Raw genomic sequence first — 20695 nt, 5'->3', positions numbered from 1 at the left:
AAAACAGTAACGGGCAGTGTCTTGGTCTGCCCGTTTTTACCCCGCTAAGGCGTTACGGGTTTGCCATCGACAGTCACGTTTTTCACGTCGCTGAAGTGCCAAGGGGTATCACCCCGTAGCTCAGTAAAGACCACGTTATTAAATTCACTGTCACGTAAATCACTGATAGCGGTTGGGTTTACCTGTTTCAATTGCACATTGTTGACATGTACCAAACGGTGCCAGGCTTGGTTTGCCGTATCGCCTTTGATTTCAATCGCAGCGTTTTTGCCGGTTATATTATCTAATGTCACATTGTTTACTGTGAAATCATAGAATTGAGCCGGTATTTTAGCTGGTGGATAGTCGATATTGGCATTACTGTCAGCATAGTCCAGCGTCATCACTACCGCCTGTTTGGCCAAATCGCGCATGGCATTATTACGGAATGTCACGTTACGGGCGCCACCACCAATGGTGCTGGTGCTCTTGGCACGCAGGCCAATATCGGTCAGATACATCACGTTGTTTTCCGCCAGAATATCCTCAATCCAGGCACCGGTATGGCTACCGGTTACAATGGCACCGTGGCCCATACGGAAATAGTTATTAAACAGCCATGCACCTTTCATCGGCTCTTGCTGCTGTGCTTTTTCTCCAGTACCGGCAGCAAAATTGATGCAGTCGTCGCCAGTATCAAAGAAGTTATTAAACACCATTACATTTTGGCTATTACCAAACTCGATACCATCACCGTTGTTTGCATCATAGGTTTGATGAATTAAACCGTTGGCGACCACGTTGTGGTTTTCCAGATTCATGATGCCGTGGAATGCGGGGTTACGTACGGTAAAACCTGCCAGATAGACGTTCTCTACACCGCGCAATGTCATCAGGCTGGAGCGACGTTGACCATAGGCATTTTTCAAATCCATACCATCAGAAACAGCCTTCTCAACCTGATTTTTAGCCAGAATCCCATCTTCATGCACTTTGCTGTTTTTGCTCGCCACATATTGTGGCAATGGATGACCTAGCTCATCGGTCACTTCAGCCGTTTTTGCCCGTTGCCAGCCATTACCATCAATCACCCCCGGACCGGTAATACGGATGTTGCGGAAAGTCCCTGGTGTGCTTTTATTCGGGTCAATGGCATTGATCAGTGAGGCTGGGCGCTCAATGGTGGAATAGGGATATAAACGGTAACCCGCTGGATAATCATCAGGGTTCTCTGAGCCTAATAGTGTTGCACCTGCTTGCAGGTTGAGGGTCATATCACTTTTTAGCCACAGCGCGCCACTTTTGAAAGTACCCGCGGGGATTTCAACCCGGCAGCCTGGTTTACAACTATCGATTGCCTGTTGGATCGCCTTGGTATTCAATGTCTTGCCATCATCAACTGCGCCGAAGTCGCGCACGTTGACGATTTGTGGTTTGGCGCTGGTTTTTGCCGTAACAAGATTACTGGCAGCGGATAACGAGCCATCAGCATATTGGGCTTTTACCGTGAATTGATAGCGGGTATCGGGTTTCAGGCCATCAACGGTGAAGTTTTGTAGCACAATCTTATGCTGGAAATTATCTTTATCATTGGCATAAAAGTGATCGATATAGGGCTTGGCGGGAGAGAATTTATTATTGTTATCACTGGCTTTGCCCAGCAGCTTTCCAGCAGAATAAATTTGATAATCGACAATTTTACCTGTGTCTTCTGGTGCTTTCCACACTAATACAATAGTGCTCTCATCATAAGCGAGAGTAGGAACCTGAAGCTGTTGAGGGGCATCGTGGGCACTTGTTTTAGCTGCAATTGCCGTTGGGGTGCTGGCTATCAGACTGGACATCATTACCAACATAGCCAAGCTATGTGGACGTTGAAGCTGTGCTCGCATTGTTACCTCTTCCAAAAAAGAAACGTCGTTTTATAAAAATACACACAATGTTTCTTTTTTAAGCTGAGGATGATCACAATCTGATGGTTTTGTAGAGATTTCAGTGTGAAGGATAAGGGGATAGGGCGACCCAGGCCGCCCAACAGCAAAGAATTTAATTAAGTTCTTCTAATGACAGTGGCCATTGGACATAGCTTTGCCAATGGCTTTCCTGTTCCAGCGCCTCTGCTCGATAAGGGTGCTGTTGTAACCAGCCATGGGGTAGCAGCACATAAAGAGCCTCGCCCGTGGCCCGAAGCCTGACGGCTGGTAAGGTATCATCCCGCCGACGGCTGGAGAAAATAATCGACAGACGCAGGATTCGACACAGATGCTGTGCCATATTCACCGGCAATGCATTCTGCTGATTCAACAGGGACAAATCGAGAGTATCACTCTGGTTTTGCAACAATGCGGACAGTAATAGCTTTTGCGCGGGGGTAAAACCGGGTAGGTCTAGATTGCGGATCAGATAAGCAGCATGTTGGGGAGCATGTTTAAAATCGACACTTAGACCAATTTCATGAATCAAACAGGCATTTTGCAATAACTCCCGACATCGACTATCGAGTTGCCACTCTTTTTCTACCTGTAGCAAAAAATTATCGGCCAACTTGCTCACGCGCTTGGCTTGTTCGATATCGAGTAAATAACGGCGCTGCAAATTGCGCACTGTCCGGCTACGAATATCTTGCTCGACCGGTAAATGAAGCATGCCGTAGACTAGCCCTTCGCGCAGCGCGCCGCCAGCCAGTGTCATACTGTCAATTGCCAGTTCCTGAAATATCGCAATCAAGATAGACAAACCACTGGGGAAAACCAGCGCTCGCTCTAGTGTTAAACCGGGAATCTCCAGTTCTTCCAACTTGCCGCACTGAATGGCTCTCTGCTTGAGCTGTTGTAATTTGGCCAGCGTGATCAGTTCATCCATGCCCTGAGCAACCATAATTTCTTGTAGGGCCTGAACCGTACCCGATGCTCCAACACAAATTTGCCAGCCATGGTCACGAAAACGTTTCGCGACCGGTTTGATCATCTCACGAGCAGCCAGTTCCGCACGCTCAAAATTGTCTTTTGCCAGATTGCGATCGCTAAAATAACGTTCCAGCCAGGTGACGCAACCCATTGATAAACTGACGAGAATGTTCGCTTGAGCACCATTGCCGGTGACCAGTTCGGTGCTACCACCGCCGATATCCACCACCAGCCGCTGCTCCGGCCCACCGGTGGTATGTGCCACACCATGATAAATCAGACGAGCTTCTTCTTCGCCACTGATGACCTGAATCGGACAACCAAGAATGTCGATTGCAGTTTGCAGGAACTCTTCAGCATTTGAGGCAAGACGCAGGGTTGCAGTTGCAACCACCCGGATCTGGTCCAAAGGAATGTCCTGCAAACGTTCTGAAAAGAGCTTCAGACATTGCCAGCCGCGTTCCATCGCTTCTTGTGATAAATGGTTTTGACTATCCAGACCCGCAGCCAGACGGACTTTCCGCTTGATTCGGGCCAACGTCTGGATACTGCCTGCCACCTCACGTACTACCAACATATGGAAACTGTTGGAGCCAAGATCGATGGCAGCATAAAGTGAGGTGGAACTTAGCATCATTTATCAGCTCGGTCGCTTACGGTTATTCCGTGGTGCACCACTGCGACGTGGGGCAGAGTTACGGCGTGGACCATTCCCGGTACGGGTACGGGCCAGACGTTTTGGCGCCGGCAAATCAGTTAATAGCGCATCGCTATTATATTTGCTTACCGGAATGCTATGACCGGTGTAGGTCTCGATAGCCGGTAAGTTTAACGCGTACTCTTCACATGCCAGGCTGATAGAATGACCACTTTCGCCAGCACGACCGGTACGGCCAATGCGGTGAACATAGTCTTCACAGTCGTCAGGTAGGTCATAGTTGAACACATGGGTGACCAGTGGAATGTGCAAGCCACGGGCGGCAACATCGGTAGCAACCAGAATATCCAAATCACCTTTGGTAAAATCTTCCAGAATACGAAGGCGTTTTTTCTGTGCCACATCACCGGTCAGTAAACCAACACGATGACCATCAGCAGCCAGGTGACCCCAGATCTCTTCACAACGATGTTTGGTATTGGCAAAAATAATACAGCGGTCTGGCCACTCTTCTTCTATCAACGTCTGAAGCAGACGCATTTTTTCTTCATTTGAAGGGTAGAACAGCTCTTCCTGAATGCGGTGGCCGGTTTTTTGTAACGGTTCCACTTCAACATATTCAGCGTTATTCATTTGTTCGAATGCCAATTCACGTACCCGGTACGAGAGTGTGGCAGAGAACAACATGTTTAAACGTTTATCAACGGAAGGCATACGGCGGAACAGCCAGCGGATATCTTTAATAAAGCCCAGATCGTACATCCGATCAGCTTCATCCAGGACCACAACCTGAATCGCACCGAGGTTAATATAATTTTGTTTCGCGTAGTCGATTAAACGGCCAGTAGTACCGATCAGAATGTCAACGCCACTTTCCAGCACTTTAAGCTGTTTATCGTAGCCGTCACCACCATAAGCCAAGCCTAATTTCAGGCCAGTCATCTGGGAAAGTGATTCCGCATCGGAGTGAATTTGTACTGCTAATTCACGCGTTGGTGCCATAATCAATGCGCGTGGTTGATTAGTCTGGCGACCCTCTTCAGCCGGGTGAGAAAGCAAATAATGGAAAGTAGACGCTAAGAATGCCAGCGTCTTGCCGGTACCTGTTTGCGCCTGACCCGCTACATCACGCCCAGAGAGGGTGAGTGGCAATGCTAACGCCTGGATCGGCGTACAGTTATGAAACCCTTTGTTTTCAAGAGCTTCTATAACTAGCGGGTGCAGGGCGAAGTCGGAAAACTTCAGTTCGGTCAAGTGTGTTTTGCTCATAGTGTGGTAGAATATCAGCTAACTATTGCTTTACGAAAGCGTATCCGGTGAAATAAAGTCATCCTATTGTTGGTTAATGCTACACCAACGAGGTAGACACAATCCTTTGGAGTAGAACATGAGCGATAAAATTATTCACCTGAGTGACGACAGCTTCGACACTGACGTGCTGAAAGCCAGCGGCCTGGTTCTGGTCGATTTCTGGGCTGAATGGTGTGGTCCGTGCAAGATGATTGCTCCGATTTTGGATGAAATTGCTGAAGAGTATGAAGGCAGACTGACCATCACTAAATTGAATATTGATGATAATCAGGGCACGGCACCGAAATACGGTATCCGTGGTATCCCTACACTGTTGTTATTCCGTGACGGTGAAGTAGTGGCCACCAAAGTGGGTGCCTTGTCTAAAGGCCAGCTTAAAGCCTTCTTGGATGCAAATCTGTAAGCGGTATTAGCCGTCAATACCCAAAGTCGTTGGCGTTGCAGCAAGTGAACTTCGATGATCTGACTAAGGTTAGTGATTCGGGCGACAAATCTGTCAGAAGCAGATTTGAGCACTGTTTGCCGCGGGCTCAACGAGGTGAGGTTCATGGATGGGCTGAGTTGTAATAGCGGCTAACACGGCTGTGGCTGCAAGGCTGTAGGGTATGTTTAGCGGCAGTTGTGATTTCTCACACTGACCGCTAGACGCCTGCAAAGAAGCGTGTTAAGTTTACTCTACTGCATATAGAACATTCCTGTGTATCGAGTCCGGGTTTATAGCATCTAGCTTATTCTTTAGTATCTAATTTACTCTTTAGCATCTAATAAATAGTCTGTAGCACCTAAATAGTTTGAATCTAAAGCTTTACTCTATGTCGAAATAATGTGTGTTGAGAATGATTATGAACTCAATCAGTTTTTTGACAGTCTAACGGTTTTACAAATCAGTCTAAGGTACCTTCAATCTTTTGACCGTTGTGTCGCGCAAATCCCGCGTAAGTCATTACTTGCGTAGTTTGTTCAAGGCCGGTGATTGAATGTCCCATTAAACAGGCACGGATGACGCTGCCATACCATTCACGACCATAGTTCGAGACATACCCCGAGTTTAAGAACCCACCATTATGAATCTTACCGAATTAAAGAACACGCCGGTTTCTGATCTGATAACACTTGGCGAAAATATGGGGCTGGAAAACCTGGCCCGGATGCGTAAACAAGATATTATTTTCTCTATTCTTAAGCAGCACGCGAAAAGTGGAGAAGATATCTTCGGTGACGGTGTATTGGAGATATTGCAGGATGGATTTGGTTTCCTCCGCTCTGCAGACAGCTCCTACCTCGCCGGTCCCGACGACATCTATGTATCCCCAAGCCAAATTCGCCGTTTCAACCTTCGCACTGGTGATACCGTTGCCGGTAAGATTCGTCCGCCGAAAGAGGGTGAGCGTTATTTTGCATTGTTAAAAGTTAACGAAGTTAACTACGACAAACCGGAAAACGCCCGTAACAAAATCCTGTTCGAAAACTTAACCCCATTACATGCCAACTCTCGTCTGCGCATGGAACGTGGTAATGGTTCGACAGAAGATTTAACTGCCCGTGTACTTGATTTGGCCTCGCCAATCGGTCGCGGTCAACGTGGTCTGATTGTGGCACCGCCTAAAGCGGGTAAAACTATGCTGTTGCAGAACATCGCTACCAGCATTGCTTACAATCACCCTGATTGCGTCTTGATGGTATTGCTGATTGACGAACGTCCTGAAGAAGTGACTGAGATGCAACGTCTGGTTAAGGGTGAAGTTATTGCTTCCACTTTTGATGAGCCAGCATCCCGTCACGTTCAGGTAGCTGAAATGGTTATCGAGAAAGCGAAACGTCTGGTTGAGCACAAAAAAGACGTTATCATCTTGCTGGACTCCATTACTCGTCTGGCCCGAGCATACAACACCGTAGTTCCTGCTTCAGGCAAAGTGCTGACAGGTGGTGTGGATGCTAACGCCTTGCATCGTCCTAAGCGTTTCTTTGGTGCTGCACGTAATGTTGAAGAGGGCGGTAGCCTGACTATCATTGCCACGGCATTGGTTGATACCGGTTCTAAAATGGATGAAGTTATCTATGAAGAATTTAAAGGTACCGGCAACATGGAACTGCATTTATCGCGCAAAATTGCCGAAAAACGTGTGTTCCCAGCCATCGATTTCAACCGCTCTGGTACACGTAAAGAAGAGCTGCTGACCACCACTGAAGAGCTGCAAAAAATGTGGATCTTGCGCCGTATTCTTCATCCAATGGGTGAAATCGATGCGATGGAGTTCCTCATCAGTAAACTGGCAACAGCGAAAACTAACGATCAGTTCTTCGATAATATGAGACGTTCGTAAGTCGAGTAAAATCAGTCAAAACGCCACGCACAGTCGTGGCGTTTTTTGCTTTTGGAATATACGATAGTTGGGTTTGTTATCCATTAAGTGATGGGCATTCCATAATTTATGGCTATTTTGGTAGTTATTCTCATTACCAATGAGAAAATAGCAAAAAATAGAGTTGGGAATAACAAGCAAGGCTGTCATCATATTCGGAAATAACTGAAAGCGTGGGGAAGGCATGGTATGTGCCAAGCCGCATGCTAAGCTGTCGTATCATTTTTGCAGAGAGCGGTTAAACGTGAACTTACTCACTATGAGTACTGAGATATTTGTTATATTCCTGTTTTCTCTGGCATTTTTATTTGTTGCTCGCAAAGTTGCCAAGAAAATCGGACTTGTTGATAAACCTAATTATCGCAAACGTCACCAAGGGTTGATTCCATTAGTGGGCGGAATATCCGTGTTTGCGGGTATTTGTTTTACCTTTCTGATAACCAATCAGCAGATCCCTCATTTCCGACTCTATCTCGGTTGCGCCGGTTTATTGGTGTTCATTGGTGCTTTAGATGATCGCTTTGATATCAGTGTAAAAATCCGTGCCTTTGTTCAGGCATTGGTGGGTATCGCCATGATGGTAGTCGCAGGGCTCTATTTGCGGAGCCTGGGACATGCTTTTGGTCCGTGGGAGATGTCATTAGGGCCATTTGGCTATGTCGTCACACTGTTCGCGGTGTGGGCAGCGATAAATGCTTTCAATATGGTGGATGGTATTGATGGTTTACTGGGGGGGTTGTCTTGTGTCTCCTTCGGTGCCATGGGTATTCTATTGTATCAAAGCGGGCTGATGGCATTGGCATTATGGTGCTTTGCCATGATAGCCGCTATCTTGCCTTATATTCTGTTAAACCTTGGGTTATTAGGGCGTCGCTATAAAGTCTTTATGGGTGATGCGGGCAGTACGCTAATTGGCTTCACCGCTATTTGGATGTTGCTGCAAACCACACAAGGGAATTCCCATCCGATTAACCCGGTGACTGCATTATGGATTATTGCAATTCCATTGATGGATATGATTGCCATCATGTACCGACGTTTACGTAAAGGAATGAGTCCTTTCTCACCAGACCGTCAACATATCCACCACTTGATTATGCGTGCCGGTTTTACCTCACGGCAGGCATTTGTCTTAATTACACTGGCGGCAGCGTTGTTAGCGGCGATTGGTGTTATTGGCGAAAGGCTGACATTTGTCCCTGAATGGGTGATGTTGGCATTATTCTTGCTTGCATTTCTGTTGTATGGCTACTGCATTAAACGAGCATGGCGTGTGGCACGTTTTATCAAACGGATGAAGCGTCGGATGCGTCGTGCATCGCAAAATAAGCATGAATCTTAACCTGAGGCTTTTAGGCAGTGATGAAACCAGAATCGATGTCGACTGATAAAACAGGGTCTACCCATAATGAGCCTACTGTGGATAACGAATTAGATATCCGCAGCCTGTTCCGTACTCTTTGGCGCGGTAAGGTGTGGATTATCGGTATGGCAATTCTTTTTGCTGCAATCGCGCTGGGTGTTTCCTATCTGGTGAAACAACAGTGGAGTGCAACAGCCATTACTGACCGGCCAACAGTCAATAATTTGGGTGGTTTTTATTCTCAGCAGCAGTTTTTACGTAATCTGGATACTCGCATCAATAGCGGAGTTGCCAGTGAGCAACCCGGTATCTCTGACGAAGCTTATGGTGAGTTTATTACCCAACTTGCGGCTTACGATACCCGTCGTGATTTCTGGCTGCAAAGTGATTACTACAAACAGCGTCTGGAAGGTGATGCCAAGGCTGATGCCGCATTACTGGATGAGCTGATAAACAATATTGTTTTCACCCCACGCGATGACAAGAAAATGCTGAATGACAGCATTAAATTGACGGCAGAAACGGCCAGTGATTCCAATAAATTACTCCGTGGTTATATTGATTTTGCCAGTCAGCGTGCAGCTAGCCATTTGAATGATGAGATTCAAGGGGCATGGGCGGCTCGTACTCAATCGATGAAAGCACAAGTTAAACGGCAAGAAGCGGTCGCTCAAGCGGTGTTTGATCGTGAAGTGACGGCAGTTAAGCAAGCATTGAAAGTCGCAGGTCAGCAAGGAATTAACCGAAACCAAACAGATACTCCGGCAGAGCAGTTACCAGATTCCAAGATGTTTATGCTGGGTAAACCGATGCTTGAAGCCCGTTTGGAAACATTACAGGCTACCGGACCAAGTTTTGATATTGATTACGATCAGAACCGTGCCATGCTGGCAACATTGAACGTCGGTCCAACGTTGGATAAAACGTTCCAGACATATCGCTACTTACGTACACCGGAAGATCCAGTTACCCGTGATAGTCCGCGCCGTATTTTCCTGCTGATTATGTGGGGTGCGATTGGTGCACTGGTTGGGGCTGGGGTGGTGTTGGTTCGTCGTACCAGTATACCAGCGTAATTCATTGGCGTTGCCGTCGGGTAAAACGGCCATGTAGCAGCGCCAGGTAAAAAGAGTATAAATCGTTAATGGGCGCATTGTGCGCCCAACTTGCAGGCGTTGTCTGCGGCTAACTGACCTTAAAGAGATTCACTGTGAAAGTGTTGACTGTTTTTGGCACCCGGCCTGAAGCCATTAAGATGGCTCCTCTGGTGCATGCCTTGGCTCAGGATGAAGCCTTTGAATCGAGAGTCTGCGTGACGGCCCAGCATCGCGAGATGCTGGATCAAGTGTTACGCTTATTTGAGATTCAACCGGACTATGATTTAAATATCATGAAACCGGGACAGGGATTGACGGAAATAACCTGCCGTATTTTGGAAGGGTTAAAGCCTGTTCTAGCAGAATTTAAGCCAGACGTTATTTTGGTTCATGGCGATACGACCACGACACTATCAACCAGCCTGGCAGCATTTTATCACCGTATTCCTGTCGGCCACGTCGAGGCTGGATTGCGCACAGGGAATCTCTATTCTCCGTGGCCGGAAGAGGCCAACCGTCAACTGACGGGGCATCTTGCTATGTACCATTTCGCGCCGACCGAGAATTCCCGCCAAAACCTGCTCCGTGAGATGGTACCGGCGAACCGCATTTTTGTCACCGGCAATACGGTGATCGATGCGCTGTTCTGGGTGCGGGATCGGGTGATGAATAACCCGGAGTTACGCTCCAGCCTGGCGCAACGCTACCCGTTCCTTGATACCAGTAAGAAGATGATTTTGGTCACGGGTCACCGTCGTGAGAGCTTTGGTGGTGGTTTTGAGCGGATTTGCAGTGCGTTAGCTGAAATTGCCCTTAAGCACCCCGAGGTGCAGGTGGTTTATCCGGTGCATCTCAACCCGAATGTCAGTGAGCCGGTCAATCGTATCTTGAAGGGTATTGATAATATCATTCTGATTGACCCGCAAGATTACTTGCCATTCGTTTATCTGATGAACCACGCTTACCTGATCCTGACCGATTCTGGCGGTATTCAGGAAGAAGCGCCTTCATTAGGTAAGCCGGTGCTGGTGATGCGTGATACCACCGAACGCCCGGAAGCAGTCGATTCCGGTACGGTTCTGTTGGTTGGCACTAATATTAATAAAATTGTCGATGCAGTGACCCGCTTGCTCACTGATGAAACTGCCTATCATCAAATGACACGGGCGCATAATCCTTACGGTGACGGGCATGCCTGTCAACGCATCCTTGAAGCTTTAAAGAATCATCAGGTGACGTTATGAGTTTTGAAACTATTTCTGTTATCGGTCTTGGGTACATTGGTCTGCCAACTGCTGCTGCTTTCGCGTCGCGCAAGAAGAAAGTGATTGGGGTTGATGTCAACGCCCATGCTGTTGAAACCATTAATCGCGGTGCTATCCATATCGTGGAGCCGGATTTAGATAAAGTGGTGAAGATTGCTGTTGAAGGCGGTTACCTGCAAGCGGTGACCAAACCGCTGGCAGCTGATGCGTTTCTTATTGCCGTACCGACACCGTTTAAAGGCGATCACGAACCGGATATGGTTTATGTTGAATCAGCCGCTAAATCTATCGCCCCAGTATTGAAAAAAGGTGATCTGGTCATTCTGGAATCCACCTCTCCAGTTGGTGCGACTGAACAAATGGCCCAATGGCTGGCTGAAGTGCGCCCGGATCTGAGCTTCCCACAGCAAGCCGGTGAAGATGCTGATATCAACATCGCCTACTGCCCTGAACGTGTGTTACCTGGTCAGGTCATGGTCGAACTGATTCAGAATGACCGCGTTATCGGTGGCATGACGCCGAAATGCTCTGCCCGCGCCAGCGAGTTATATAAAATTTTCCTCGAAGGCGAATGTGTGGTGACTAACTCCCGCACCGCTGAGATGTGTAAGCTGACTGAAAACAGCTTCCGTGACGTTAACATTGCTTTTGCCAATGAGTTGTCACTGATTTGTGATGAGCAGGGCATCAATGTGTGGGAACTGATTCGCCTGGCGAACCGTCACCCACGCGTGAATATTTTGCAGCCAGGTCCAGGTGTGGGCGGTCACTGTATCGCGGTTGATCCATGGTTTATCGTTTCACAGAATCCACAATTGGCACGCTTGATCCACACGGCACGTTTGGTGAATGACGGCAAACCATTGTGGGTGGTGGATCGGGTTAAAGCCGCCGTTGCTGATTGTTTGGCTGCCACCAATAAGCGCGCCTCTGAAGTAAAAATTGCCTGCTTTGGCTTGGCATTTAAACCCAATATTGATGACCTGCGTGAAAGCCCGGCAGTCGAAATTGCCCATTTGATCGCCGAATGGCATATCGGCGAAACATTGGTAGTTGAACCTAATGTTGAGCAACTGCCAAAATCACTGGCAGGTCACGTGACACTGAAAGACACCGCGACTGCGTTGCAGCAAGCGGATGTGCTGGTGATGTTGGTCGATCACCGCCAATTCAAAGCAATTAAACCTGAAGATGTGAAGCAATCGTGGATTGTTGACACCAAAGGAGTATGGCGTTGAGACGTATTCTAGTCACAGGCGGGGCCGGTTTTATCGGCTCTGCGGTGGTAAGACATATTATCGATGGTACCTCAGACAGCGTAGTGGTGGTGGATAAGCTCACCTACGCCGGTAATCTGGAGTCACTGACTGTTGTCGCCCAGAGCGAACGTTATGCATTTGAACAGGTAGATATCTGCGATCGCGCCGAATTGGATCGGGTTTTTGCGCACTATCAGCCGGATGTGGTGATGCATCTGGCGGCAGAAAGCCATGTGGACCGCTCGATTGATGGCCCAGCGGCCTTTATCGAAACTAACGTGGTGGGCACTTACACCCTGTTAGAAGCGGCGCGCCATTATTGGCAGCAACTGCACGCTGAGGCGAAATTAGCATTTCGCTTCCACCATATCTCAACTGATGAGGTGTATGGCGATCTGCATGGTACGGATGATCTGTTTACTGAAACCACACCTTATGCGCCAAGCAGCCCTTATTCAGCGTCTAAGGCGTCCAGTGACCATTTAGTTCGTGCCTGGTTGCGGACTTATGGCCTACCGACACTGGTAACTAATTGCTCAAATAACTATGGTCCATATCATTTCCCTGAGAAGTTGATACCACTGGTTATTCTGAATGCACTGGCGGGTAAACCGTTGCCGGTGTATGGCAATGGCGCACAGGTACGCGACTGGTTGTATGTCGAAGACCACGCGCGGGCCTTGTATCAGGTGGTTACCGAAGGTGTGGTGGGCGAAACATACAATATTGGCGGCCATAATGAGCGCAAAAATATTGAGGTGGTTGAGACCATTTGTACACTTCTGGATGAACTTATCCCCGCCAAACCGGCCGGAATTGTGCATTACCGTGACCTGATTACTTATGTCAAAGACCGTCCAGGCCATGATATGCGCTATGCCATCGATGCCGGCAAAATTGAGCGGGAATTAGGCTGGCGGCCACAGGAAACCTTCGAAAGTGGCATCCGCAAAACCGTATTGTGGTATTTGAATAATGAATCGTGGTGGCGGCGGGTTCAGGATGGTTCTTACGCCGGTGAGCGTTTGGGCTTAAGTGACTGACGATAGGTTCGTAGTCTATTAATCACTGGGATGACGTCATCCAGTAGTTTGCATGATGTTTTGCCTGTGTATAACGTCTGCCTGATGGTTTCAGGAGATTGTATGTTTCAGGAGATCGTATGAAAGGCATAATTCTGGCTGGTGGTTCTGGTACCCGTTTGCACCCCATCACCCGTGGCGTTTCTAAGCAACTGCTTCCCGTCTATGATAAACCGATGATTTACTATCCGCTGTCAGTGCTGATGCTGGCAGGGATCCGTGACGTCTTGATTATTTCCACCCCAGAAGATTTGCCGTCGTTTCAGCGCTTGCTGGGTAATGGTGATGAGTTTGGTATTCATCTGAGTTATGCCGCACAACCGAGTCCCGACGGATTGGCACAGGCATTTATTATCGGGGAAGAATTTATCGGCAATGAACCTTGCTGCTTGGTTCTTGGCGATAATATCTTCTTTGGTCAAGGTTTTAGCCCGAAACTGAAACATGTGGCGGAAAGGACCAAAGGGGCAACCGTTTTCGGTTATCAGGTGATGGATCCCGAGCGTTTTGGTGTGGTGGAGTTTGATGACAATTTCCGCGCGTTGTCTATCGAAGAGAAACCAAGTCAGCCTAAATCCAAATGGGCGGTGACCGGGCTTTATTTTTATGATAACCAAGTTGTTGATTTTGCTAAAAAAGTTAAACCATCGTCGCGTGGTGAACTGGAAATTACCAGTATCAACCAGATGTATCTGGAACGTGATGAATTAACCGTTGAGCTCTTAGGCCGTGGTTTTGCCTGGCTGGACACAGGAACGCATGACAGCCTGATTGAGGCCAGTACCTTTGTACAAACCGTTGAAAAACGTCAAGGTTTCAAAATTGCCTGTCTGGAAGAGATCTCCTGGCGTAATGGCTGGTTGGATGATGACGGTGTCAGGCGTGCGGCGACTGCACTAGCCAAAACCGGTTACGGCAAATATCTATTGGATCTGTTACATGCCCGTCCACGCCAGTATTGAGCCCTTGGACTGGGAAAGTGAATTTTTCCAGCGCCACAGTGCAAAACTGATTTTCTCCGACTCAGCCCCGCAGCTTAATCCGGCTGAGTTGGACGCTTTTACGCTTACCCAAGCTAAAGTACCTACCCATCGCCTTGATCTCATTGACTCTCTTGGTCAACTTGATTTCCATCTGGTTGAAGGAGAAGTCGATCTCTCGTTAGCCATTGATGTAAAAAATGTAATTGGCACGGAAAATGCTTTATCTGAGGCAGATGTCACTGTATCCAGACACCGAGTTGCAACGGCGGCGGATATCCCGCAATTGCGCAGCGTCGCCACCAATGCCTTTGCATTAAGTCGTTTCCGTGCGCCGTGGTATGACCCGCAGGACAGCGGCCGATTTTATGCATTGTGGGCAGAAAAAGCCGTATTGGGCACGTTCGACCATCAATGTTTATTGGTGACTGATACGTTGGGCCAGCCAGCGGGGTTTGTGACGCTACGAGACTTGCAAGATGGCAGTGCGCGTATTGGCTTGTTGGCGGTATTCCCCGAGGCACAGGGTAAAGGTGTTGGTTCATCGTTAATGTCGGCGGCAAAGCAGTGGTGCCAGAGTCATGGGTTACAGCGATTACGGGTAGCCACACAGATGAGCAATATTGCTGCTTTACGTCTTTATATTCGCAGTGGTGCTGCTATTGAGAGCACCGCGTATTGGTTATGCAGGGGATGAGATGATTCCATTTAACGCTCCACCGGTAGTAGGCACCGAACTTGGTTATATGCAGGCCGCGATGGCTAGCGGTAAATTATGCGGTGATGGTGGGTTTACCCGTCGCTGTCAGCAGTGGATGGAGCAGCGTTTCGGTTGTCCGAAAGTTTTACTGACACCTTCTTGCACCGCCTCACTGGAAATGGCTGCGTTGTTACTGGATATCAAACCCGGCGACGAAGTGATCATGCCGAGTTTCACCTTTGTTTCCACCGCGAATGCCTTTGTGCTGCGTGGGGCAAAAATGGTGTTTGTCGATATCCGCCCAGATACCATGAATATCGATGAAACCAAGATTGAAGCGGCGATTACCGATAAAACCAAGGTTATCGTGCCAGTCCATTATGCCGGTGTTGCCTGTGAGATGGATACCATTATGGCGTTGGCGAAAAAGTATAATTTGTTTGTGGTAGAAGATGCCGCTCAGGGCGTGATGTCCACCTACAAAGGCAAAGCGTTGGGGACTATTGGCCATATCGGCTGCTTTAGTTTCCACGAAACCAAGAATTACACGGCTGGCGGTGAAGGTGGCGCGACGCTCATTAATGACCCGTTACTGATAGATCGCGCTGAAATCATTCGTGAAAAAGGTACCAACCGTAGCCAGTTCTTCCGTGGGCAGGTCGATAAATATACCTGGCGTGATATCGGCTCTAGCTATCTGATGTCTGACTTACAGGCCGCGTATCTGTGGGGCCAGTTGGAAGCCGCAGAACAGATTAACCAACGCCGTTTGGCGCTGTGGCAGACCTATTATGATGCTTTCAAACCGTTGGCTGATGCTGGGCGCATTGATTTGCCAGTGATCCCCGGTGATGTGGTGCAAAATGCGCATATGTTTTATATCAAACTACGCGATATTGACGATCGTTCTAATTTTATCAGCTACTTAAAAGAAGCTGAGATTATGGCGGTATTCCATTATATTCCGTTGCATGGTTGCTCGGCAGGTGAGGCATTTGGCCGTATGGCGGGTGAAGACCGCTTTACCACCAAGGAGAGTGAGCGTCTGGTTCGCTTGCCTATCTTCTTTAACCTGACTGATGTGAATCAGAAAACGGTCATTAATACTGTTCTGAGTTTCTTCGCCTGATATGTCTCTGGCAAAAGCATCGATTTGGACTGCTGGCTCTACGCTGATTAAAATCGGCGTAGGGTTGTTAGTGGTTAAGCTGCTGGCGGTGACCTTTGGTCCCAGCGGCGTTGGGCAGGCAGGTAATTTTCGCCAGCTAATTACGGTATTAGGCGTGCTCTCCGGCGCGGGTATCTTTAACGGTATTACTAAGTATGTTGCTGAATATCATCAACAACCTGAACGTTTACGTGCGGTGCTGGGTACCTCTTCAGCGATAGTGTTGGGGTTCTCCACTCTGCTGGCGTTAATTTTTTTGCTGGCAGCTAAACCTGTTAGTTTTGCGTTATTCGGCCATGGGGATTACCAGAATGTGGTGCGCGCAGTGGCGCTTATCCAGATGGGTATTGCCTACGCTAACCTGTTTCTGGCGATCCTCAAAGGCTATCGCGACGCCATGGGTAATGCGCTGGCGGTGATAGGCGGCAGTCTGATTGGTGTCGTGGCGTATTATCTTTGCTTTCGTATCGGCGGTTATCCCGGCGCATTAGTGGGGTTGGCATTAGTCCCCGCGCTGGTGGTGATACCTGCGGCAGCCATGCTGATTCGCCGCAAGACTATCCCCCTAAGTTATCTTAAACTTAGCTGGGACAAGGCATTAGCCAGCCATTTAGGTAAGTTTACCATCATGGCACTGATTACCTCAGTGACCTTGCCAGTCGCCTATGTGATGATGCGTAACTTGCTGGCAGATCAGTATGGTTGGGATGCCGTCGGGATCTGGCAGGGGGTAAGCAGTATTTCAGATGCTTATCTACAATTTATTACGGCCTCATTTACGGTCTATTTGCTACCCACACTCTCAAGGCTCAAAGCTAAAGCGGATATCTCTCGTGAAATCCTGCGCTCACTGAAGTTTGTCTTACCGGCAGTGGCGACCGCCAGTTTGATGGTGTGGCTGTTACGTGATTTTGCTATCTGGCTGCTGTTTTCGCACCAGTTTACCGCTATGCGTGACCTTTTTGCCTGGCAGTTGGTGGGCGATGTGTTGAAAGTCGGGTCGTATGTGTTTGGCTATCTGGTGATTGCCAAAGCCTCTTTGCGCTTTTACATTCTGACGGAAGTGAGTCAGTTCTTACTGTTGACCGGGTTTGCCCATTGGTTAATTCCAATGAATGGCTCTTTAGGTGCAGCACAGGCCTATATGGCAACTTATATCGTCTATTTTGCGCTCTGTAGCTGCGTATTCATTATGTATCGTAGACATTCATCACCGTAGACACTCTTTACAGTAGAAAAAAATGACAACCCTGATTCATGTACTGGGATCTGATATCCCGCACCATAATCTGACTGTGCTGCGCTTCTTTAATGACGTGCTGGCAACGCGTGCGCCGATAGAACAGGTGCGGCATTTTATGGTCGCGGCAAAAGAGACAGCACCCTTTTCGTCATTCCCTCAGTTGGATATCGAAACGCACAGCAGCAAGAAAGCTTTGGCTGAGGCGGTTATCGCCCGTGCACAAGCTGATCGCAGCACGCGCTTCTTCTGGCATGGTCAGTTTAATGCCACCCTGTGGCTGGCCCTACTGAGTGGCAAAATCAAGCCACGCCAGGTTTACTGGCATATTTGGGGCGCTGATTTATATGAAGATGCCAAAAGCTGGAAGTTTCGCCTGTTTTACCTATTGCGCCGTATTGCTCAAGGGCGGGTTGGTCATGTTTTTGCGACCCGTGGCGACTTAATCCATTTTCAGCAGCGTCATCCTCGGGTGCCCGCATCGTTGCTCTATTTCCCAACCCGTATGGATCCGGCATTGACGGGGGTTAACATCGAAAAGTCGTTAGCTGGCCCGATGACTATTCTGGTGGGGAACTCTGGTGATACCACCAATCGTCATATCGAGGCGTTGCAGGCCATTCATCAGCAATTTGGCCCTGATGCCCGGGTTATTCTGCCGATGGGGTATCCGGCTAATAATGAGCTGTATATCGAGCAGGTCAGGCAAGCTGGGCTGGCGCTGTTTGCCGCAGAAAATCTGCGTCTCCTGACAGAACAGATCCCGTTCGATGATTATCTGAATATCCTGCGTGAATGCGATTTGGGCTATTTTATTTTTAATCGGCAGCAAGGTATCGGCACCTTATGTTTATTAACGCAATTTGGTGTGCCTTTTGTCTTGAGTCGCAAAAACCCTTTCTGGCAAGACTTGGCTGAGCAGCATATTCCGGTACTTTTCTATGGTGACTCATTGGATGAGCCGTTGATCCGTGAGGCACAACGCCAATTAGCCGGGCTGGATAAGCAATCTATCGCTTTCTTTAATCCAAATTATATCGAAGGTTGGCAGCAGGCGCTGGCGTTGGCCGCAGGAGAACACCCATGACGCTGGGGCAATTTGGTGGTCTTTTCTGCGTCTATCTGATGGCAGTTATTTTTATCCTGACATTAACCTATCAGGAGTTTCGGCGGGTTCGTTTTAACTTCAATGTGCTGTTTTCAATGCTTTACCTGCTGACTTTCTATTTTGGCTTCCCATTGACTTGTATGCTGGTGTTTCAGTTCGGGGTCGCGGTGGTGCCGGTTGAGTACTTATTGTATGCAATGCTGTCGGCCACGGCCTTTTATGGCATTTATTATGTGAGTTACAAAACACGCCTGACTAAGCCGCGCAGCCAGCCACGGGCGCCGGTATTCACCATGAATCGGGTGGAAACTAATCTGACCTGGATACTGTTGGCACTGGTGGCTATTGGCACTGTCGGCATCTTCTTTATGCAAAATGGTTTCCTGTTGTTTAAGCTCGATTCCTACAGCAAAATCTTCTCCAGTGATGTTTCGGGTGTGGCACTGAAGCGCTTTTTCTACTTCTTTATCCCGGCGATGTTGGTGGTCTATTTCTTGAAACAAGATATGCGCGCCTGGTTTTTCTTCCTGGCAAGCACGGTGGCGTTTGGCATCCTGACCTATGTTATCGTCGGCGGTACCCGCGCTAATATCATTATCGCGTTCTCATTATTCCTGTTTATCGGTATCGTTCGCGGTTGGATAACCTTGTGGATGTTGGCTGCGGCAGGTGTCTTTGGGATTGTTGGTATGTTCTGGCTGGCCCTGAAACGCTATGGTTTGGATGTGAACGGCGCAGAGGCGTTTTACACTTTCCTCTACCTGACACGGGATACCTTCTCGCCGTGGGAAAACCTAGGGCTGCTGCTACAAAACTACGACAAAATAGATTTCCAAGGGCTGGCACCGATTATTCGTGATTTTTATGTCTTTATTCCCAGTTCGCTTTGGCCGGAGCGTCCAGACTTGGTACTTAATACCGCCAATTACTTTACTTGGGATGTGCTGGATAATCACTCCGGGCTGGCTATCTCTCCAACCCTGATCGGTTCTTTGGTGGTAATGGGCGGGGTGCTGTTTATTCCACTGGGTGCTATTGTCGTAGGATTAATCATTAAATGGTTCGATTGGCTCTACGAACAAGGCAAAGCAGAAAACAACCGTTATAAAGCGGCAATTCTGCAAAGTTTCTGTTTTGGTGCGGTATTTAACATCATTGTATTGGCACGGGAAGGATTAGATTCGTTTGTGTCACGCGTGGTGTTTTTCTGCGTGATTTTTGGTGCCTGTCTGGTACTGGCAAAATTGTTGTATTGGTTGTTCGATACCGCGGGTTTGATAACGCAACAGTTACAGCGTCGGGTTAACAAGCCGAAGCGTTCATCCACTCCTGAAACGGGCCGCCAACTGTAAGGATCGTAATGGAACCGAATACTGTTATTCCAAAATATAATGTCCGTGGTTTCGAGATTTGGGGCTTTCGTGATATGGCTCAAACGCTGGATCATTTGCTAAGCAGCGGCCCGGTGAAGACCGGAACGCTGGTGGCAATGAACGCAGAGAAACTGCTCAAAGCTGAGGATGATGCGGCGTTGCGTGAGTTGATCACCGAGGCTGAATATCTGTATGCCGACGGTATCAGTATGGTGCGTGCGATTCGTCGTAAATACCCACAGGCGAAGCTGTCACGGGTAGCGGGTGCAGATTTGTGGGAAGCACTCATGCAGCGTGCCGGGCAGCAAGGGACGCCGGTCTTTTTGGTGGGCGGTAAACCTAACGTGTTGGCAGAAACTGAAGCTAAATTACGCGCGCAATGGAATGTGAATCTGGTGGGTAGCCAGGATGGCTATTTTACACCAGAGCAGCGCGAAGCCCTGTTTGCGAGAATAGCGGCTAGTGGCGCGGCGATAGTGACTGTCGCCATGGGATCGCCTAAACAGGAAATGTTTATGCGTGACTGCCGTAAGTTCTATCCCGATGCACTGTATATGGGCGTTGGTGGCACCTATGACGTCTTTACCGGTCATGTCAAACGTGCACCTAAGATATGGCAGAACATGGGGCTGGAGTGGCTTTATCGCCTGCTGGCGCAACCAAGTCGTATCCGGCGTCAGTTCAAGTTGCTTAAGTTTGTTGGTTATTATTACAGCGGCCGTCTGTAATATTGTCTTTTGGGCAGGGTTTCACCAACCCTGCTGTTATAAAACCTCTCGCATTTATTCCTTCTACCAATATCATCACGCCTTAATTCCATTTTGGAATCGATTCTTTAATTTT

At 48.3% G+C, this 20695-nt stretch carries 17 protein-coding genes; 14 read left to right on the top strand and 3 right to left on the bottom strand.

The window, feature by feature from the left end; translation table 11 throughout:
• Positions 1 to 44 precede the first annotated feature (44 nt).
• From V1953_RS20350 to rhlB, 3 genes are all read right to left on the bottom strand, one after another.
• On the bottom strand, positions 45 to 1871 hold the full coding sequence (locus V1953_RS20350; protein WP_083161868.1) for a glycosyl hydrolase family 28 protein: 1827 nt from the start codon (positions 1869 to 1871) through the stop codon (positions 45 to 47).
• Positions 1872 to 2025: 154 nt separating this feature from the next.
• Complete coding sequence (gene ppx / locus V1953_RS20345) at positions 2026 to 3519, bottom strand: exopolyphosphatase (protein WP_193784858.1); 1494 nt, start codon at positions 3517 to 3519, stop codon at positions 2026 to 2028.
• Positions 3520 to 3525: 6 nt separating this feature from the next.
• Positions 3526 to 4812, bottom strand: coding sequence for an ATP-dependent RNA helicase RhlB (gene rhlB, locus V1953_RS20340; protein ID WP_005190253.1), 1287 nt, complete (start codon positions 4810 to 4812; stop codon positions 3526 to 3528).
• A gap of 118 nt (positions 4813 to 4930) precedes the next feature.
• Between rhlB and trxA the strand changes: the two genes are divergently transcribed.
• From trxA to wecG, 14 genes are all read left to right on the top strand, one after another.
• On the top strand, positions 4931 to 5257 hold the full coding sequence (gene trxA / locus V1953_RS20335) for a thioredoxin TrxA (RefSeq protein ID WP_004714235.1): 327 nt from the start codon (positions 4931 to 4933) through the stop codon (positions 5255 to 5257).
• A 661-nt stretch (positions 5258 to 5918) separates the two neighbouring features.
• The gene (gene rho, locus V1953_RS20330; protein ID WP_004704159.1) at positions 5919 to 7178 is read left to right on the top strand and encodes a transcription termination factor Rho; all 1260 of its coding nucleotides are present in this window, start codon (positions 5919 to 5921) and stop codon (positions 7176 to 7178) included.
• 283 nt (positions 7179 to 7461) lie between these two features.
• A complete protein-coding gene (wecA, locus tag V1953_RS20325; RefSeq protein ID WP_083164000.1) occupies positions 7462 to 8559 on the top strand; it encodes a UDP-N-acetylglucosamine--undecaprenyl-phosphate N-acetylglucosaminephosphotransferase in 1098 nt (365 codons plus the stop codon).
• A 20-nt stretch (positions 8560 to 8579) separates the two neighbouring features.
• Positions 8580 to 9656 carry an ECA polysaccharide chain length modulation protein gene (gene wzzE, locus V1953_RS20320; RefSeq protein ID WP_193784859.1) on the top strand — a complete coding sequence of 359 codons (1077 nt, stop codon included), beginning with the start codon at positions 8580 to 8582 and terminating at the stop codon, positions 9654 to 9656.
• Positions 9657 to 9790: 134 nt separating this feature from the next.
• Entirely contained in the window at positions 9791 to 10921 is a 1131-nt protein-coding gene (gene wecB, locus V1953_RS20315; protein ID WP_083161872.1) for a non-hydrolyzing UDP-N-acetylglucosamine 2-epimerase, read from the top strand.
• Positions 10918 to 12180, top strand: coding sequence for a UDP-N-acetyl-D-mannosamine dehydrogenase (wecC, locus tag V1953_RS20310; RefSeq protein WP_083161874.1), 1263 nt, complete (start codon positions 10918 to 10920; stop codon positions 12178 to 12180). Before wecB ends, wecC begins: the two co-directional genes overlap by 4 nt.
• Positions 12171 to 13244 carry a dTDP-glucose 4,6-dehydratase gene (rffG, locus tag V1953_RS20305; RefSeq protein ID WP_442851248.1) on the top strand — a complete coding sequence of 358 codons (1074 nt, stop codon included), beginning with the start codon at positions 12171 to 12173 and terminating at the stop codon, positions 13242 to 13244. Before wecC ends, rffG begins: the two co-directional genes overlap by 10 nt.
• A 119-nt stretch (positions 13245 to 13363) precedes the next feature.
• Entirely contained in the window at positions 13364 to 14245 is an 882-nt protein-coding gene (gene rfbA, locus V1953_RS20300; protein WP_420073276.1) for a glucose-1-phosphate thymidylyltransferase RfbA, read from the top strand.
• Entirely contained in the window at positions 14223 to 14960 is a 738-nt protein-coding gene (gene rffC / locus V1953_RS20295; protein WP_442821369.1) for a dTDP-4-amino-4,6-dideoxy-D-galactose acyltransferase, read from the top strand. Before rfbA ends, rffC begins: the two co-directional genes overlap by 23 nt.
• A gap of 1 nt (position 14961) precedes the next feature.
• Positions 14962 to 16092, top strand: coding sequence for a dTDP-4-amino-4,6-dideoxygalactose transaminase (rffA, locus tag V1953_RS20290; protein WP_442851247.1), 1131 nt, complete (start codon positions 14962 to 14964; stop codon positions 16090 to 16092).
• Between the two features lies 1 nt (position 16093).
• Positions 16094 to 17350 carry a lipid III flippase WzxE gene (gene wzxE / locus V1953_RS20285; protein ID WP_083161882.1) on the top strand — a complete coding sequence of 419 codons (1257 nt, stop codon included), beginning with the start codon at positions 16094 to 16096 and terminating at the stop codon, positions 17348 to 17350.
• A gap of 22 nt (positions 17351 to 17372) precedes the next feature.
• Positions 17373 to 18458: a TDP-N-acetylfucosamine:lipid II N-acetylfucosaminyltransferase gene (locus V1953_RS20280; protein ID WP_083161884.1), complete on the top strand. Its 1086-nt coding sequence runs from the start codon at positions 17373 to 17375 to the stop codon at positions 18456 to 18458.
• On the top strand, positions 18455 to 19831 hold the full coding sequence (wzyE, locus tag V1953_RS20275) for an ECA oligosaccharide polymerase (RefSeq protein WP_083161886.1): 1377 nt from the start codon (positions 18455 to 18457) through the stop codon (positions 19829 to 19831). The genes V1953_RS20280 and wzyE overlap by 4 nt, the downstream gene beginning before the upstream one ends.
• 8 nt (positions 19832 to 19839) lie before the next feature.
• A complete protein-coding gene (gene wecG, locus V1953_RS20270; RefSeq protein WP_420073279.1) occupies positions 19840 to 20580 on the top strand; it encodes a lipopolysaccharide N-acetylmannosaminouronosyltransferase in 741 nt (246 codons plus the stop codon).
• Positions 20581 to 20695: the final 115 nt, after the last annotated feature.

Origin of the sequence: Yersinia sp. 2541 StPb PI (assembly GCF_052217145.1) — a bacterium.
Taxonomy (GTDB): Bacteria; Pseudomonadota; Gammaproteobacteria; order Enterobacterales; family Enterobacteriaceae; genus Yersinia; species Yersinia enterocolitica_E.
This window is presented reverse-complemented; position numbering and strand designations above follow the sequence as displayed.